Origin of the sequence: Lachnoclostridium sp. An169, assembly GCF_002160525.1 — a bacterium.
In the GTDB taxonomy this organism is placed as follows: domain Bacteria; phylum Bacillota; class Clostridia; order Lachnospirales; family Lachnospiraceae; genus Mediterraneibacter; species Mediterraneibacter cottocaccae.
Map to the genome: position 1 here is coordinate 23,438 of NZ_NFKT01000028.1, position 17,724 is coordinate 41,161.

General features: G+C 48.2%; 11 protein-coding genes. All 11 read right to left on the reverse strand.

The features are described from left to right. Positions 1-8 precede the first annotated feature (8 nt). Complete coding sequence (locus B5F07_RS16890) at positions 9-1,721, reverse strand: sensor histidine kinase (RefSeq protein ID WP_087162383.1); 1,713 nt, start codon at positions 1,719-1,721, stop codon at positions 9-11. A gap of 90 nt (positions 1,722-1,811) precedes the next feature. Beyond that, complete coding sequence (locus tag B5F07_RS16895; RefSeq protein WP_087162384.1) at positions 1,812-4,064, reverse strand: glycoside hydrolase family 3 C-terminal domain-containing protein; 2,253 nt, start codon at positions 4,062-4,064, stop codon at positions 1,812-1,814. Between the two features lie 60 nt (positions 4,065-4,124). Next, positions 4,125-5,000 carry a carbohydrate ABC transporter permease gene (locus B5F07_RS16900; RefSeq protein WP_087162385.1) on the reverse strand — a complete coding sequence of 292 codons (876 nt, stop codon included), beginning with the start codon at positions 4,998-5,000 and terminating at the stop codon, positions 4,125-4,127. A 14-nt stretch (positions 5,001-5,014) separates the two neighbouring features. Beyond that, positions 5,015-5,947 carry an ABC transporter permease gene (locus tag B5F07_RS16905; RefSeq protein WP_087162386.1) on the reverse strand — a complete coding sequence of 311 codons (933 nt, stop codon included), beginning with the start codon at positions 5,945-5,947 and terminating at the stop codon, positions 5,015-5,017. A gap of 63 nt (positions 5,948-6,010) precedes the next feature. Next, positions 6,011-7,495 carry an ABC transporter substrate-binding protein gene (locus tag B5F07_RS16910; protein WP_087162387.1) on the reverse strand — a complete coding sequence of 495 codons (1,485 nt, stop codon included), beginning with the start codon at positions 7,493-7,495 and terminating at the stop codon, positions 6,011-6,013. 309 nt (positions 7,496-7,804) lie between these two features. Then, positions 7,805-8,920 (reverse strand): glycoside hydrolase family 88 protein, encoded by a 1,116-nt coding sequence (locus tag B5F07_RS16915; protein WP_087162388.1) that lies wholly within the window; start codon positions 8,918-8,920, stop codon positions 7,805-7,807. Positions 8,921-8,950: 30 nt separating this feature from the next. Then, positions 8,951-11,977, reverse strand: coding sequence for a glycosyl hydrolase family 95 catalytic domain-containing protein (locus tag B5F07_RS16920; protein WP_087162389.1), 3,027 nt, complete (start codon positions 11,975-11,977; stop codon positions 8,951-8,953). A gap of 26 nt (positions 11,978-12,003) precedes the next feature. Further along, positions 12,004-14,088, reverse strand: coding sequence for an alginate lyase family protein (locus B5F07_RS16925; protein WP_087162390.1), 2,085 nt, complete (start codon positions 14,086-14,088; stop codon positions 12,004-12,006). A 379-nt stretch (positions 14,089-14,467) separates the two neighbouring features. Next, positions 14,468-15,331, reverse strand: a complete 864-nt coding sequence (locus B5F07_RS16930) for a carbohydrate ABC transporter permease (RefSeq protein ID WP_087162391.1) — start codon at positions 15,329-15,331, stop codon at positions 14,468-14,470. Positions 15,332-15,337: 6 nt separating this feature from the next. Next, positions 15,338-16,243 (reverse strand): carbohydrate ABC transporter permease, encoded by a 906-nt coding sequence (locus tag B5F07_RS16935; protein WP_087162392.1) that lies wholly within the window; start codon positions 16,241-16,243, stop codon positions 15,338-15,340. 121 nt (positions 16,244-16,364) lie between these two features. Continuing rightward, positions 16,365-17,693 (reverse strand): ABC transporter substrate-binding protein, encoded by a 1,329-nt coding sequence (locus tag B5F07_RS16940; RefSeq protein WP_087162393.1) that lies wholly within the window; start codon positions 17,691-17,693, stop codon positions 16,365-16,367. Positions 17,694-17,724 lie beyond the last annotated feature (31 nt).

A 17,724-nucleotide genomic window follows, 5' to 3' on the forward strand; every position in this document is an offset into this window, starting at 1 on the left:
CTTCTCCTCTACTCCTGTAATACAAGCGGCAGCCGAATCTCAGTTACAGCGCCATTATCGTTATACAGTCTGACCGACGCTTTTGTTTTATAAATCAGATTCAGACGTTCTTTTACATTTCGGATACCAATGTCCTTCTCTGAATCTTCAGGAACCATATTTTTGTTGATTTCATCCAGAACCTCCGGTGCATATCCGTTTCCATCATCACGCACAGTCAGGACAACTGTATTTTTCTCCTGCCTGCTCATTTTTCCTGTAATGCGCAGGCATCCGTTCTGTTTTTCCCGCAATCCGTACTTTATGCTGTTTTCCACAAAGCTCTGAAGAATAAATGCCGGCACCAGCATTTTCTTCAAATTGTCATCAACATCTTCCTGATACAGATTAAAATTCAAAAATCGCATCTTCTGAATCTCAATATATTCCCTGACATGCTTTAATTCTTCTTCAAGAGTAACCAATGCCTGTACATCATGAAACATATAACGGGAATAATTTACCAGATGCAGAGTCATTTTCTGTATTTTTTTATAATCTCCCATCTGCGCCAGCGAATAAATAATATTCAGAGCGTTCAGATAAAAATGAGGACTGATCTGAAGCTGAAGATACTGAAGTTCTGCCTTCTGTTTTTTTATCTGAATCTCATAGTTTTTAATCTTCAGATTTTTTATCTCCTTTGACATATTATTAAAGGCTGATTCCAGGACACAGTATTCCTGCACTCTGGAATCGCTCTGCATCCTGACATCAAAATTTCCTTCTCCAAGCAACTGCATCCTGGCTGCCATACACTCAATAGGGCGTGCAATAAAGCGCCTGATAAATGAAATGCTTACAGACAGAAGAATCAATATAAAGATAAAAAGCAAAAGAATCATATTGTCTATCCTTCTTCCCTGTGAATAGACGACCTCCTCCCGGATCAGGGCTGCCAAAAAAAAGGCCCCGTCCCCGGACATCTCTCCACTCATAAGATACCTTCCATGTCCTGTATCTATAAACTCTCCATTTCCATTTAATGATACGGGTTCTGGCAGTTCCATAGTAGCATCCAAAATCTTACCGTTATCATCCAACATACACAGTTCTACACCATCTTCCATCTGAAATTCGGAGAGTTCGGAAAAAATCATTTCTGATGAAAGTATAATGCCGAAAAAACTGTTTCCCAATTTATAATATTTCATCAGATACGTTCCTTTTTCTGTTATGCAGAAATCATATCCTCTTTTCAGTGCCTCCAGCTGCCCTTCTTCGTCTCCTATTTTCCGCAAAAACATATCCTCGATTTTCTGCTTCTCTTCATAATTTCCAATACTGCTCGCCATTATAACTCCAGTACTGTCAGTGCCGGGATAGTAATAGATCAGGGCGCTGATGTCCGAGTAAAACCCGAGTATTCTGCTCAGAACATCAGAAATATTCTGACGGGAAATAAAATACTGCAGATCTTTCTTTCCCCGTTCAACCGAAATAATGTCCGGCGAATTATCAAGAGACAGATACAGGTATTTTTCAATTCCCTTCAAAGAAGAATCTATTGTATCAATGTAAATTTCCAGATTACTCTGGAAACGTTCTTCCGCCTGGTTTGCCTGAATTCTCCTGATCTGGCTCCTCACCAGCATAAACGCCGCAGCAACCGTAAGTACCAGAGCCATCCCCCAGATGACCATCCATCGGACAAGTTTATATCGCCTGTGTATTCGTTTCATAATATGCCTCCCGCCTTACCATATGCTTTTACTCTATTCTACTACAAAAAGTGGGGGTACAAACTTATTCCCCCCACTCTATTCTGCAATTTACAGCAGGCTGCACAGCGCTTGATTCAGTTCATGTATTTGACGGTCATTCATTTCCGACACCCGCGCTCTAAGCGGCATGTACTCATAATGTGCCTGCAGAATCTGCTCTTCGTTTTCATTTTCAACTGTACATTCTTCCTGTGCAACGGAAATCCCATACTTCTTAAGGAGTTCCACAGAACCTGGAATCCGCAGGATATCTCCCAATGGAGTATGAATATCCACCCTCTGGGGAATATAACTGCGTCCCAAAACCCGTATCGTTCTACGGAGTATTACATTTTGCGATGATTTTGCGATCTCTGCTTCGTACTCCCCGCTTTCCAGGAACCATTCATGACGCTCTGTACAGAACCACGAAAAAGATCTCGAATCCAGTTCAAACTCTGCTGTTTTTGTTTCACCCGGCCGCAGAAATATTTTTGTAAATCCCTTTAACTCATGAACCGGTCTTCTTACTGCCTGTGACCGCGGCGATTTTATATATAGCTGAATCACTTCTTTTCCGCTCAGGTCACCAACGTTCGTCACATCCACAGAGACAATAAGCTTATCTCCTTCCCGGAATTGCTCTGAACTTAAGCGCAGATTACTGTAAGTGTAATCGGTATAGGAAAGACCATGACCAAACGGAAACAGCACTTTCATCTTACGGGTATCATAATAACGGTATCCGACAAAGACTCCCTCGCGGTAACACACCCTGTCGCCCTCTCCCGTCAGATCCGGGTAAACCGGCGTATCCTCGAGTCGGACAGGGAATGTCTCCGGCAGGCGTCCACACGGATTTGTTTTTCCGTAAAGTACGTCCTTTACTGCTGCTCCGACCGCTTCACCGCTCAGGTAAGTTTCCAGAACCGCACTGACAGAATCAATCCAGGGCATTTCAACTGGAGCTCCATTGTGCAGGACTACAATAATATTTTCATTCACCGCAGCAATTTCCCTGATGAGCCGATTCTGCTCCTCCGGCAGCCTCATATTCTCCCGGTCATACCCTTCCGACTCATAACTTTCCGGCAGGCCCGCAAATACAAGTACTTTATCCGCATTTCTGGCAGCCTCTGCCACGTGTTTGATCACTCTGAGATCATTTTCACTGCCTGCTGTATGAAATCCCTGAACATATGTCACACCGTCATTCACATCCGCATCTCTGCAGACACATTCCATGAATGATTCAACCCGGAAAGCATTGATATGCGAGCTTCCACCGCCCTGAAAACGGGGATTTAACGCAAATTCTCCTATTACAGCCACCTTATCCCTGTTGTTAAGTGGAAGAACGCCATTATTCTTCAGCAGAACCATGGATTCTGCCGCTGCCTTTTTCGCTGTTTCATGATCTTTTTCATGATTATAAACAGTCTGTCTATCCCGCTTTTCCTCATATTCATACACACAGTTCAGGATGCGTTCAACAGCCCGGTCGAGAATCTGCTCGTCCAGCTTTCCTGTCTTTACTGCCTCCACGATCCTTTCATCGTTGCGGGTACTCACAGGCGGCATCTCCAGATCTGTTCCGGCTTTCAGATCCGGAACTCTGTCATTCACTGCACCCCAGTCGCTTACAACAAGACCATCAAATCCCCACTCATCCCGTAGCACATCATTCAGATATTTTTTGTTTTCGGCAGCATAGATTCCGTTAATCCGGTTGTATGCACACATTACAGCCTTTGGTTTTGCTTTTTTCACTGCATTTTCAAAAGCTGCCAGATAGATTTCCCTGGCGGTCCTCTCATCCAGTTCTGAACTGGCAGAAAATCTTCTCGTCTCCTGATTGTTGGCAAAAAAATGCTTGATACATGCTCCGATATTTTTCTCCTGAACCCCTTCGATATAGGCTGCTGCCAGTTCAGACGAAACAAACGGATCTTCTGAGTAGTACTCAAAATTTCTTCCGCACAAAGGAGAGCGCTTGATATTAACTCCCGGACCGAGAAGAATACCCACATTTTCCGCCTGACATTCCTCTCCAAGCGCCTGCCCTGTTTTTTTCAGAATCCCGCGGTCAAAAGATGCGGCTAGCGCGCACCCAGCGGGGAAGCAGACAGCCGGAATGCTCTCCTGTATTCCCAGATTGTCCGTCCCTTCCTTCTGTTTTCTAAGCCCATGCGGTCCGTCACTAAGACGCATAGCAGGAATATTCAGTCTGTCTATTCCCTGTGTATGCCATCCATCGCTGCCGGAACACATACTTGCTTTCTCTTCCAGTGTCATTTCTGATATAAGTTTTCTGATATTCATTCTGTTCTCCCATGCCTTTAGCGCATCTGCCCCCGCAAATATATGTCTAAATAACGTTACTCACCCTTTCACGGCTCCAATTGTCATTCCCTTTATAAAATATTTCTGAAAAAAAGGATAAATACACATCAGCGGCAGTGCGCCGGCTACTGCCACTGCCATTCTCACAGCAGTGGAAGGAAGCGCATTCATGTCCAGACTGCTGCCACTTAACTTGTCCAACTGCTGTGCATTCAGCAGCATATTATTCAGGAACACCTGAACGGTGTATAATTTTTTATCTGTAATATAATACAGACCATTTGACCAGTCATTCCAATAAGTCATTCCTGACATCAGACCAATCGTCGCTATAATCGGAAGACTGATGGGCAATACTACTTTCAGCAGAATTTTAAACTCGCTTGCCCCGTCAATTCTCCCACTCTCCAGAAGTTCCTTCGGAATATTGGTTTCAAAATAGGTCCTCATAATCATAACAATAAACCCGTTTGTAATCAGGTTTGGAATAATATATGCCCAGACAGTATTCTTAATCTGAAAAGTCTGTGTCCACATCATATAGCTCGGTACCAGACCGCCGGAAAAAAGCATAGTAAAAAATACCGCAAAATTAAAGAATTTTCTTCCCGGGAGTTCACGGATTGCAAGCGGATACGCAAGCAATGTGGTAATAACAACCGAAGCCAGGGTTCCCACCGCTGTCACAAGCAGTGAATACCCATAAGCCCTGTAAATAGTAGGACTGGCAAATAAATACTGATATGCCGCTGTGCTGAATTCCTTTGGAATAAAGGAGTATCCTTCTGTCAGCAGACTGGATTCCGATGACAGGGAAACCACTATGAGCAGAATAAAGGGGATCAAACACAGAATACATAAAATAATCATAAAAGTATGCAGAAAAATCGTATACCCTTTTTTATTACTGACCATATCGTTCTCCTCTCTTAAAACATTGCATTTTCTTCGCTGACTCTCTTCACCATAATATTGCTTAGCAGCACCAGTACAAATCCTACAACAGACTGATAAAATCCCGCTGCTGCAGACATGCCGATATTATTATTCTGAGTCAGTCCGTAAAATACATAAGTATCTATTGTCTGTGTGACCGGGAACAGACTTCCTGACTGCATCGGGATCTGATAGAACAGTCCAAAATCTGAGTAAAAAATCTTTCCGATCGCCAGTATAAACAGAGTAATAATCGTAGGTTTCAAACTGGGAATTGTAATTTTAACAAATCTCTGCCACCTGCCCGCTCCGTCAAGCGCTGCCGCTTCATAGAGTCCCGGATCAATTCCTGACATGCTTGCGAGATAGATAATACAACTGTATCCGACTGTTTTCCAAAGATAAACAAATGTCAGAATAAATGGCCAGTATTTCGTCTCTCTGTAGAACTGAATTGACTCAAACCCGAGCGGTTCAAGAATATGATTATTAATAAATCCGGTATCTCCGGCAAGAAATGCATTCGCCAGAAACGCAACGACAACAATGGATACAAGATAAGGCAGCAGAATAATCGTCTGATAAATCTTCTTTGTAACATTTCGCTTTACATCATTCAAAAAGTTTGCGACAATAATCGCCATAAAATTGCCAAGAATGATAAACACAAGATTATACAGCAGCGTATTCCGGGTAATAATCCATGCATCTTTTGTTTGAAACAAAAATTGAAAATTAGAAAATCCGATTTTAGGACTTCCGTATATTCCGTCTGCCACCTGATATTTTTCAAATGCAAGGATCAGTCCGGTCATAGGGATATAGTTATTGATAAAGAGATAGACCAACCCGGGAAGCATCATGAGATAAAACGGCCAGAATCTCTTTAACTGCTTTGCTAAAGTTTTTCTTTTTACACTCTTCATATCAACCTCTGTCGGGGAGCTTTCCGCCTTGCTGCTGAAAGCTCCCCTGTCTTAATATTCACGCTATTTGCCTTCGAGAAACGCGTCATACTGTTCCTGTTTTTCCGCAATAATCGTATCAATTCCCGCCTCTTTCAGAGCCTGGTTAAGCTCCTCGAGAGCAGTATCGACATCGACTTCACCATTTTCTTCTACAGAGATACAGTACTGCTGGACTACATTCGAACATGCTGTAACTTCATTGGCAACATCGGTTGAATCAAAGATAAATCCATATGCAGGGGACACCATTGCACTGTCATTATATTCCGTCATCTTTTCCCCGTAATTGTCAATACTGTCTTCCCATTCACCGGCAAGCCACCCGTTCGGCATAACCCAGTCAATATTGGGATAATAAGTGCTGTTTGCATAGTCAACGCCTTCCGGAAGCGTATACTTTCCATCCTCTCCAACCGTATAATGAACATCCTTAATACCATTACATATCAGATCTTCTACTTCTGCATCTGTATATAAAAGGTTCAGAAGTTTCATCGCTGCTTCCTGTTTTTGTGAAGTTGACATAATTCTCCACAGGAACGTTGTAACTTTAGAAGTCGTTTTATAAGTATCTCCAAGCGGAACGTAATCAAGGTTTACCCCTGTAGTCGGAGTATACTCCTGGGCAATCAGTTCATGCTGATTGATCAGGCAGGCAAAACTCATGTTCTGCTCTACAAGTGTCCAGTAATTGTCTGACTGAACCGCTGCGTCTACATTCAGGTATCCCTTGTTGCTGAAATCATGCAACGTAGTAACCAGATCTTTATATTCATCTGTCTCATACAGATTCACAATCTCATCTGGGTTATCAAACATCAGCACACCCAGATTATCACCTAATGTATCCCACTGATAATATGTAGCAGACAGACATCCGCTGCTGTTGCTGGTATACAGCGGTGTGGACATGTTTGGATATGCCTCTTTTACCTTTGCTAAAATACTGTCCATATCCTCCAACGTTTTCACAGATGACATGTCAATGCCCAGCTCTGCCGCCACATCCGCATTATACACAATCATCGGGGTATTGGCATATTCATGCATATTAGGAAGTCCATACAGACAGCCGTGATATCTTCCTGCCTCAATGTCATCTCCAAGCACCTCTTTTATTCCCTGTCCATATTCTTCAATCAGATCCGACATATCAGCAAACGCACCGGAGTTCATCGCATCTGTGACAAGCGGCGTAACGATCAGATCAATATCTTCGCTTCCGGAAAGCAGCATGGTCTGCTGGGCCATATACTGTCCGCCCTCCATCGCGTTCAGTTTTACTCTTACACCAATTTTTTCCTCTGTTATTTCATTGACTGCATCCTCAACCATTTGCGTGTCGTCAAAATTATTAAAGGAAAAATAAGTCATATTAACCGTTTCGACTTCTTTGCCGGAATCGCCGCCTTTTTCTCTGCCGCCATCCCCGGTTCCACCGCAGCCGGCCAGCAGTGCTGATGTCATTGCCACACAAAGCAGTATACTCAATACTCTCTTTTTCATTTTTTCCTCTCCTTTTCATTTCGAATTTCTATCTTGAACTATACAGGATTCTGCTTCTCTCATGTATAAAAATCATGTCCTTTTGATAGGAATTTTGTGTCTTTCCGAAGATCAAAATGGAAAAAGTGAGCATAAAAATAGTGCCCTCTGTCTGGTAAACTAAGGCACTATTTTTTCATACATATTTCGCCAGGCGAATAGGTTTGAGCTATCTCCCGGCTGTCTTGTTAGGTATATTATAGCCAGGCCCCCAGGATGTGTCAAATCTTTTTACCCCACACACTTTCTGCACTCTTTCCCTCTTTCTCCCTACCAGTACGGCTTCCAGTCCTCCCGCAGCACTCTCATCAGCGCCTCCATGTAGAAGTAATCCCCCCACAGACAGCACTCGTCGATCCCGTCTCCGAGGAGCCTTCCGTATGTGGAATGAAGCAGGATTCCATTGACTTCTTCATTCTCCGGCGCCGCATAGTTTTTCGCGAGGCTCTCCAGGATCTCATACGCCTTTTCCAGATAGCTCTCGCCGCAGACGCCCTGTTTATAAGCTTCCAGGATTCCGCACACCGCGATCGCAGAGGCGGAGCTGTCTCTGGGCTCCGGGCCGTCCATAAAGTGGAAATCCCAGTACGCCGCTTTGTCCTCCGGCAGATGGGCAAGGAAATAATCGGTTACCTTATGCCACTCGTCCGGGATGGAGTCAATCTTGTTGTACATATAATTGAGCATCAGCCCGTATACGCCCCAGGCCTGCCCCCGGGACCAGGTGGACTCATTGGAATACCCCTGTTTGGTAGCGCCGTAAGCCGACTTTCCGGTCTCAAGGTCGAAATAATAAGTGTGATAAGTTGAATAGTCCGGTCTGTAGATCACTTTTCTCGTTGTCTCCAGATGCTTTTCCGCGCATTTCCGGTAGGACGGATCTCCCGTCACCTCTGTAGCCCAGTAGAGGATCGGCAGGTTCAGCAGACAGTCGATGATCAGGCGGTAATTGTCTGAAGTATCCAGTTCTCCCCACGCCTGAATAAACTGCCCCTTCTCGCGGAAGCGGGATTTCAGATTATCTGCTGCCAGAAGAGCCGTCTCTTTTGCGAACTCATTTCCGGTAATCTTGTAAGCCGCCACACAGGAGAGGCTGTAGATAAATCCCATATCGTGATGATCCACCACAACTCTGTGATCGATCCGGTAGCGGAAGCTTTCAAGCTGCTTCTCCGCCCACTGACGGAACACCTCTTTCCCGGAATATTCATAACACATCCAGAGGATTCCCGTATAGAATCCCGCCGTCCAGTCGTTGTTCTCAATCTTCGGATAGCGGTTGTGCTCACTTGCCGGAGCCGGGAAACCTCCCTCAAAATCTTTCAGATGATTTTCTGTGATCCGCATTCCTTTTTCGAATGCGTTCTGAAACAATTCTCTGTTCATATCCTGTCTCCTTGAATCATACTTGTTTTTTTACAGCCGACTGTAAATTTTATTAATAAAGATGGCATTTACCTTCCATTTCTCCCCCGGATCTGTATGGAATACAATCTCAAGAGCTCCGTCCCGTTCATGTACAACCGGAACTGTCCTGCACTGATATCTTCCCGGTCTTCTTCTGCTTCCCCGAAGGGATATCCCGCACTCCGGGACCGCAAGATGGGTCAGGGAGCTTTCCTCTTCATCTCCCGAAATAACCAGCAGGTCGTACCGTCCTGCCGGAAGCTCCACGGCAAAAGCAGTTTCTTCCGTCCCCTCTGCAAAGTCTTTTCTCATCGAGTCCGGCAGATCCCTGCCGACGATCCGCGGCATTCCCGCCGCAAATCCGTATCCCCGGCCAGCGCTGTAACTCTCCGCTCCGACCGGTCTCGGGCCGCCGGCAGAAAGGATTGCTCTTTCTGCTTCCACGATCTGCTTTTCATAGACATCATCATACTGCTTTGCTCTGTCATTTGTAAAGTCAAAAACATAAGGCGTCATGGGATAGTGAAGCTGATCCGCATAACCGTATGGACAGACAAAGGCGTCCACTGCCTTATAAAATTCCGTGTCCTCATTTTCCCCGAGGAAAATTCTCCTGTGGGTATGCGCTGCATGATGAACCAGGACCTCCGGATTCTCGTCTCCGGCATAATTTTCCTCATCTTTCTGTGCATTTGCGCCGCTGGGTTCTGCTTCTCCAAAGCACACCGTCTCCTCGGCATGCATTTCCCCTGAGAATACACGTCCGCCAATTTCCTCCGGCAGCCATATTCGCAGAGTGGCGTCCGCTGTGCAATGCACCCGGATCCACGCCGTCCGTCCCTCTCTCATCCCGGCTGACACTTCAAAGCCGCCGGGGGCAAGCAGTCCTTCAAAACTGCACTCCTGCCAGGGGCCGTACTTTTCTGACAGATACCGCCCGTCCGCAGCATACTGGGTTTTCTGTGCTGCATAGCGGTCCTTTCCATCGGGAATCGCGGGGAAAACATGTATCACTCCATCAATTTCCTGCAGCAGAAGAAGATTGATTACTTCCGTCACCCCTCCGGAAAATTCGCACATCACCGGAAGATAGTTCGCAGGTTTGGTCAGATGGCAGTAATTGATAAAACGCTCCGACTCTTCATAGCCCAGACCGTTGGTATGGGTCATCAGATCCAGCCCTTTTTCACAGAGAATCCGCACCGCGCTCTCCCCGGCTCCCATGCGGGCGGCTGCAGCTGCAATCCATTCCGATCCAAATGTCCCGACCTCGGTATTTTCCGCCGCATACCGGATGGCATTTTCCGCGGTTTCCCGAAGCTGCTCCGGGCTCCCGGCATGGACTTCTCCGGCGGGAAACACCGGCATCAGCACCGAAGGATGGCGCAGGAAAACATGATCCTGCACAGAAGCCGAGTCCTTCCACCGCTTTTGATCTGCCGTCCGCGCATACTCCGGCATTCCGCTGAGAAGTTCCCCAATCTGCTCTTTTTCGCGCTCCGGCCGGTCAAGAATCTCCGCCGCGCGCAGGGCGTCTGCCGCAAGCTGCTTTAGCGCAGCCGTGGTAATGACTGTATCCTCTGCCACCGGTCCCTGTTCGGGACAGATATCATAGCGGATATGGCGGATTCCGTCCCCGTCTTTCTCCGAAATCTCCCGGTAAAAATCAAGAATCTCCAGAAAAGCCGGATAAGCTTTTTCCCTGAGGAATGCCTCATCCCCCGTATATTCATAATATTTCCACAGAAACAGGGCGCACCAGGGCTGTATACAATTATAAAGCGGATGGGGGTAATCCAGAGCCCACCCCTTCTTTCCGTAGATTCTCTCTGCAAATTCGCGGGCATCCTCCCGGTAAGACAGAAATGTGTTGCAGAACACCTTCGCCTGTTCTGTGTGATTGGAAGCAAATGTCCCGTAAAATGCCGTCTGGATATTCACATCCCAGTACCACATGCTCCCCCACATGCAGGGGCGGCGGATATCCCACAGACCGCTCAGGCCGCATGCCTGCTCCGGATATTTTCCTCCTTCTCTGATGCTGCATCCCATAAGATACACGTAGAGGTGCCAGAGAGTTTCCAGATACCGGTCGGGAAGGTTCACGCTGCTCTTCCAGAAGTTCTTCCATTTTTCCCGGTGCGCATTCTCCTGCGCCGCGCTGTTATTGTACAGCTCTTTCGCCGCTCTCCGGGCGCAGCCTTCTCCCGGAAGAAGGGACACCGTCACGGTCAGCCTCTCTCTGCCTTTTGGAAGCTGAATTCCTCCTGCATCGGATATGGCATCTGTCTCGTCCGCACCGGACCATCGGATTTTTGAGCCGACTTCCGCTTCCTCTCCTGTCCCGATATACACCGCCGTCTCCTGAACATACCCGCCAGAGTCCTGTCCATCCTCTGCAAATCTGCACCACATCCGAAGACATTCCGGATCGTGCTTCTTTTCATAGACATAAGCTTCCTGCCCCCGGCCTTCCTGCCGCCACAGGTCCGTATTCTCCCAGAGTCCGGCTTCCGTCTGGGTCAGGCTGACCATGACAGCATCCGTCTCCGGAGCCGCCCAGATCTCCGCCCCCACACGGTACTTTCCCGTTCCTGCGGTAAAACGGATCTTCGCCTCCTCAACAGAAAGGTCCAGGGAGGAATGTTCCATGTCCACTTTTTCCGAAAAAGATAAAACAGCTTCTCCCCCCTGCGGATAACTGCTTCCGCCATATACCGGTCTCCCCGTATCCGCCGCCGGATTCAGGGTGCGGGTATAATGGCTGCGGTCAAAATCCGGCTGCTTTCTCGCCTCGTCCACAAGCGCCTTTATCTCGGGAAATGTCTTTTCCCTGCGCGCCGGATCATCGAATGTTCCTTCCTTTTTCTCCCTGTAGAGGATATGATAGTAACAGTCATAATGGTTCAGGGCAATCCGGAGTTTCCCCTCACTGTAATACACCATTGCCCCGATCTTCCCGTTTCCCACAGGAAGCGCATTATGCCAGAAGGTCTCAACATTTTGAAAACTGATCTTATGGGTCTGACGTTTCATGTGTTCCGCCCTCCTCTCCTGCGTGATTACCACGCAAGGATCTCTCCGCTGATCATCTTCTCTTTCTCATTTGTGCGGTCAAACAGCACAGCCTTTCCGTGTCCCAGACAGTTTTCCCACTTCAGGATATCCGTTGGAGTCATAACCTCCTGATGGCAGAGGAAGAGCACATATTCTCTTTCCCCGTCCGTGATCCGAAGTCCTTCTGCCTGCTCTGCAGGATAATCGATCTCATTTACCACGGAATGAAGCGGGATCTGTTCGATCTTCACGGGATGTACGACTCCCTTCCTGCCTCCGTTAATCACCGTTATCCTGCGGCAGAAGCCTTCCGCCTGCATTTTCAGCCGGCAGGTCCTGTTGGGATGCCTCTCATTATAATAGCAGGACTGCTCCGTATCTTCCAGTACATATTCTTCCGGCAGGGAACTGATAAACTGCAGATAAGCTTCCGCGTCCCTTCCGGTAAAATGAACGCGCTGTTCTTCTATTTCCACAGTCCCGTTCCCGTCAAAATGGAAAAAGCTGTCGTATGTATGCTGCCCATGCGCATGGAAATCGTCGGCGATCACATAGATATCCGGACGGATCCACACAATTTTCCGGTTCACAAGCACTCCCTTCTCCCAGTATCCAAGGTGGCTGCCCTCCACGAAACTTCCCGTTTTTCCTTCATAGTACTGCTGTTTCATGCAGGTGCAGAGATTCTGATAGATCCACGAATTCTCACACTCTGCGAAACCTTTTCCATCCACAAGAACCGTGTTGTGCGCGGACGCCTCCTTGAACCGGAATCGTTCCGGGCCGTCCACATAGGTAAAACGCCCCGAATCCACAAGAACGTCCTCCCCGCCGATCACCAGGTCTATATGGAGCTTGTCGGCATGGCCGTGTCCGCCGCCGGTCTCGCCGCAGTGGAAATGAAGCAGATCCGCCTTATCATCCCACCCGCTTCTCATATAATAGTTTCCTCCGAAAGGAAGCTCTGCGGATACAAAATCCGGTTTCTCCGCGGGAATGGAAGCATATTTTTCTGCTCCCGCCAGTCCGAATCTCCACACACTGTCATAATCGAGAATCGGGAATCCGCCTGATTTGAGCACACCGTCTCCAAGCACGTATGCCCCCGCAGTAATCTGGTCTCTTAAATCAGAAGCATCGCTGTCGCCCTGGGCGAACTGTGTGTGGTCCGGTTTCTTCCACATATAGTCCACATACGCCATCCGTTTTACCGCACTGCGGACTTCCTCCGGCATCTTTATGCCGGCACGCTCCCCGTAGTAGAATGCGGTCAGGAAGCAGTGATATACCTCATTGTGATACATGGGCGACTGTTCCCACTGCATACCGTCGTGAAGCACCTGTATCTTTGCCGTCTCGGTAAGTCTTCTGAGCGCCTCCTCCATACATTCCCCGGAATCCGGAAGGACAGCGGAGAGAAGCAGCAGTCCGCATCCCTCCAGGACGCCCCAGTTGCTGATATATTTGTGGGGCTGAAAATGTTCCATCAGCCTTGTCTGGTGTTTTCTCAGAGCCCCCTCCACTTTTTTCAGAAAATTCTCATCCGCTGCCGGGCTGTCCAGTATAAGCGGAAGGGAGGTAAGCCAGGTCTCCGCACGGATTCCTGTCTCCAGCGTTCTCCACGGTCCCAGATCAATATTTTCTCCCGGCTCTGCCCGGTCAATCCAGTCGGACATCAGCCGCACATAATTTTCCGCATAGCGTTCCACCCCGGTGAACCGGTAAGCCTGCGCAAGGCAGGGCAGAAAACGGTGCCGGTTAAACTGCCAGAGGAATTCCCGGTCTCCCCGGGGAATCAGGCTCCAGTCAATCTCTTTTTCAAAATGCACCGGCTCCCAGGTCCGCTCCATATCCCACCGGAAGTCAAAGAGAAACGTATTTTCACAGGCATCGTCCGCAGTACGCAGTACATGCTCCACATCCTCCGCCCATTTTTCCCGGCAGTAGTCCGCGATTCCCGCCGCGTCATCCACGCCGAATATTTCCACCATTCTTCTCAACCATTCCATATCCATGCCTCCATGAACTCCTGCTTTCCAACCTTTCTCATTTTCCACTCTCCCCTCTATTCCCAACATTCCTCTTTTCATCTGTTCCTTCTAAATCTTCCACTCTTCTCCCCTCTCAGGCGAACAGCTCTGCTGTGATGCCTGCATTGCCGCGAAGGCCCGTATCGGAACGCCGGCACTTAGGTCACGTCCTTTGCGGCCTTAGATAATATGAAGTGACCTCACATTTGTAACAACGCGGATTTACCTGTATACTAAGGTTTGAACAAAAAAGGTAACAGGGATTACCGCATACAAAAGGAGATTACTATGTATAGAATAATCAAAATTGGGATGGATGTCCATAGTAAAAATTACACACTCTGTGCAATGGAACCAGTACCGCTGCGTTACGATCCCGAGCGCAAGCGCGGCCGCCGCGGCAATGTCAGGCATCACAGCAGGGCGTCCGGCCTGATTCTTACTCCTTCACTGCCCCGCCAGTAACTCCCGCGATGATCTTGTTCGACAGGAAGATATACAACACAAATGTCGGCAGGAATACGATGATGACGCCCGCGAACAGTCCCGCCCAGTCGCCGGAGTATTTCATGGACTGCACGATCGCCTGCAGACCGGTGGAGACGGTACGCAGCTCTGTCTTGTTTGCGAAGATCAGGGCCATGAAATATTCATTCCATATGGTAATGAAGTTAAAGATCGTCAGTGTCACGATACCCGGCTGCGCCAGCGGGAACATGATCTTCCAGAACGCTTTGGACGGAGTACATCCGTCGATCTCCGCAGCTTCCTCCAGTGCCTTCGGAAGGGAGATAAAAAATCCGGACAGGAAGAACACGCCGAACGGCACATTCACACAGATGTATAGGATGATCAGCACCCATCTGGAACCTACAAGACCGAGGGATGTCGCCATCTTAAAGAGCGGCATGACAAGCATAACCGACGGGATGGACATACCCACAACGAAAATATTATTTACCAGATTCTTTCCTTTGAACTGGATCCTTGCCAGCACATACGCCGCAGGGGAAGCGATCAGGATCACGCCCGCGCAGCCTGCCGCACAGTAGATAATACTGTTGAGGAAGTATGTACCGAGTTTATGTCTCTGAAGCACGTTCAGATAGTTCTCAAAGTGAAGTCCGCTCTGAAGCAGCCCGTCGTTGTAGATCTCGCTCGTGGTACTTAAGGACGCGATAAATATCCAGCCGATCATCGCCACGGTAAATATAAGCCAGATCGCCAGCGGGATATATTTCGGCAGATGACGGATTTCTTTCTTCAGACTGTGTTTTTCTTTATATTGAACTTTCATCTTCATTTCCTCCTACTCTGCCTCTTCCGACGGAATCAGCCGGTTGAGAACGGTATTTACGATCAGGATCAGTACCATGATCAGAACGCCTGCCGTAGCGCCCGCGCCCACATCCAGTTCCGTGCTCGCGGTTCCGGCGTTGCTTCCGAATACGACTTCATACATATAGATCATAGGTGTTACCGTGGCGTTTTCCGTGTTGAAGGAGAACAGGCTTGAGTAGACGAAGAATCCTGCTGCCGCACCGGAATACAGCACGATACATCTCTTGATGATATCCTTGAGAAGCGGAAGGGTGATCCTTGTAAACTGCTGCCAGCCGCCTGCGCCTTCGATCCGCGCCGCCTCGTAGTAGTCTGCCGGAATTCCGTCGATCCCGGCGATCAGGATCAGCATGTAGAATCCAACCCCGGCGAAACCGTATGCGATCATCATGGCAAGGAACAGATGCTCCGGAGACGTCCACTGGAAGTTCGCCATGTAGTCCCAGTGAAGGAAAGTAAAGAGCTTGCGGAGCATACCGTACTGGTTATTGAACACATACTGCAGCCACATTGCAACCAGCGCTACCGAGCTGATGATGTGGGGCAGGTACAGCATTGCCCTCCAGAAGTTCTTTCCCTTGATTCCGGAAGTGATAATGACCGCATAGAACATAGCCAGACACAGGATCACGATACCCCCGATGATCCAGATCTTCATAAAGTTGATCATTGCCTGCCGGAACAGCGGGCTGTTAATGACCTTCACATATTTATCCAGTCCGACGAAATCCCAGCTGCTCATCTCATCGGTGATGAATCCGACCTGGTTAAAACTCATCATGATCGTCCTCACCGCAGGATAGAGGAAGATCACGATCATAACCAGGACTGCAGGCGTCAGGAAACGGATCGCAAACCATTGTTTTTTCTTCATTTTCTGTCAGTCCTTTCTCAAACATAAAACCTGTTTACTTCTTAAAAGCTGTTTACATAAAGATGGAAGAGGTTCATCAATCCCCTCTTCCACCGATTGCTTTCATGGCCGGCGCTGCACTTTACTGTGCTGCTGCAGCAGCCATATTGTTTACAAACTCATCTGCCGTGATCTGTCCGGAAGCAAGTTTAATGAAGTTCTCCTGAATCGTCGGAGCGATATCCGGGTTGGATGTGATATCAGCGCCGCTGTTGAGTGCAACCTGATTGGACTCGAATACGCCCTTCATGCTCTCAAGGCTTGCCGGCCATGCTGTATCTACTGTAGCCGGTGTCGTACCTGCCTCATCCACCATCTTCTGGTCCATCTCCGGGCTCAGCGCATAAGCGATGAATTCCATGGCAAGTTCCGGATCCGCTGTGTTCTTGTTTACAGCGAGCATCGTACATCCTGCCGGGTCCTCTACACCGCATTTGTTCTGTCCGTCAGCAACATCCGGGAAGGAGAATCCGCCCCATTTGAAGTCCGGTCCTGTCACAGAGGAGACTTCTGTCGTAAGGCCTGTCAGGTTGTAGTACATAGCGACTTTTCCGCTTCCGATGTCCTGCTGTCCTGCCGGGTATTTGTTTCCGCCTACATTTGCGTCAAAGTATCCCTTATTTGCAAAGTCTTCATATGCTTTCGCCATATTTACGACCGCTTCGTCTTTCCACATCTCGCCTGTCTTGTCGTTTACAAGCTGCTGTACCCACTCCTGGCCTTTTTCTCTTGCCAGGTACATTCCCGGAAGCCAGGATGCATAAGCATCGTCAAATGTGATCGGCACATATCCTGCCTCTTTGATCTTCGCGCATGCCGCATCGAGTTCTTCCCATGTCTTCGGTTCTGCAGTAACTCCCGCTTCATCAAAGATCGCCTTATTGTACATGAACAGTGACATCCACGGTTTGTATCCCACTGCCGGCTGGATATCAAGTCCTGTCATGCTCTTCGGTGTAGCAAGAAGGCTCGGAAGAACGATCTCGGAAAGTTTCTTTCCGTCCGTGGCCTGATATGCCTTGTCCACATAATCTGTCAGGTCAAGCACATAGTCGTTTAAGTCGATCTCAAGCGGATACTCAAAGATATCGATGGTCTCGCCGCCATCCAGTGCCGGTTTGAGCACCTTCTTGTTGTCACGGCCGCACCACTGGACTTCCACTTTCACGTTCGGATGTTCCTCCATGAATCCGTCGATGATCTGCTGCCATACCATTCCCTGGGGCTCTGTATCGTTCCACATGGACCAGTAGACCAGTGTTCCGGAGAGATCGTCGCCGCCCTCTGTGCCTTCATTTGTCTGCTTGTCCGCATCTTCCTTCGGCTCATCGGAACTGCTCCCGCATCCTGCCATTCCAAGTCCCATTGTCAGGGCCATCGCTGCTGCCAGTACTTTTTTGTACTTCTTCATAAATCAAATACCTCCTTCGATTTTTCCCCGG

Excerpts from the sequence above, each read along its gene's own strand:
- B5F07_RS16890 (WP_087162383.1), bottom strand. The coding sequence starts at position 1,721 with ATGAAACGAATACACAGGCGATATAAACTTGTCCGATGGATGGTCATC.
- B5F07_RS16895 (WP_087162384.1), bottom strand. The coding sequence starts at position 4,064 with ATGAATATCAGAAAACTTATATCAGAAATGACACTGGAAGAGAAAGCA.
- B5F07_RS16900 (WP_087162385.1), bottom strand. The coding sequence starts at position 5,000 with ATGGTCAGTAATAAAAAAGGGTATACGATTTTTCTGCATACTTTTATG.
- B5F07_RS16905 (WP_087162386.1), bottom strand. The coding sequence starts at position 5,947 with ATGAAGAGTGTAAAAAGAAAAACTTTAGCAAAGCAGTTAAAGAGATTC.
- B5F07_RS16910 (WP_087162387.1), bottom strand. The coding sequence starts at position 7,495 with ATGAAAAAGAGAGTATTGAGTATACTGCTTTGTGTGGCAATGACATCA.
- B5F07_RS16915 (WP_087162388.1), bottom strand. The coding sequence starts at position 8,920 with ATGAACAGAGAATTGTTTCAGAACGCATTCGAAAAAGGAATGCGGATC.
- B5F07_RS16920 (WP_087162389.1), bottom strand. The coding sequence starts at position 11,977 with ATGAAACGTCAGACCCATAAGATCAGTTTTCAAAATGTTGAGACCTTC.
- B5F07_RS16925 (WP_087162390.1), bottom strand. The coding sequence starts at position 14,088 with ATGAAAAGAGGAATGTTGGGAATAGAGGGGAGAGTGGAAAATGAGAAA.
- B5F07_RS16930 (WP_087162391.1), bottom strand. The coding sequence starts at position 15,331 with ATGAAGATGAAAGTTCAATATAAAGAAAAACACAGTCTGAAGAAAGAA.
- B5F07_RS16935 (WP_087162392.1), bottom strand. The coding sequence starts at position 16,243 with ATGAAGAAAAAACAATGGTTTGCGATCCGTTTCCTGACGCCTGCAGTC.
- B5F07_RS16940 (WP_087162393.1), bottom strand. The coding sequence starts at position 17,693 with ATGAAGAAGTACAAAAAAGTACTGGCAGCAGCGATGGCCCTGACAATG.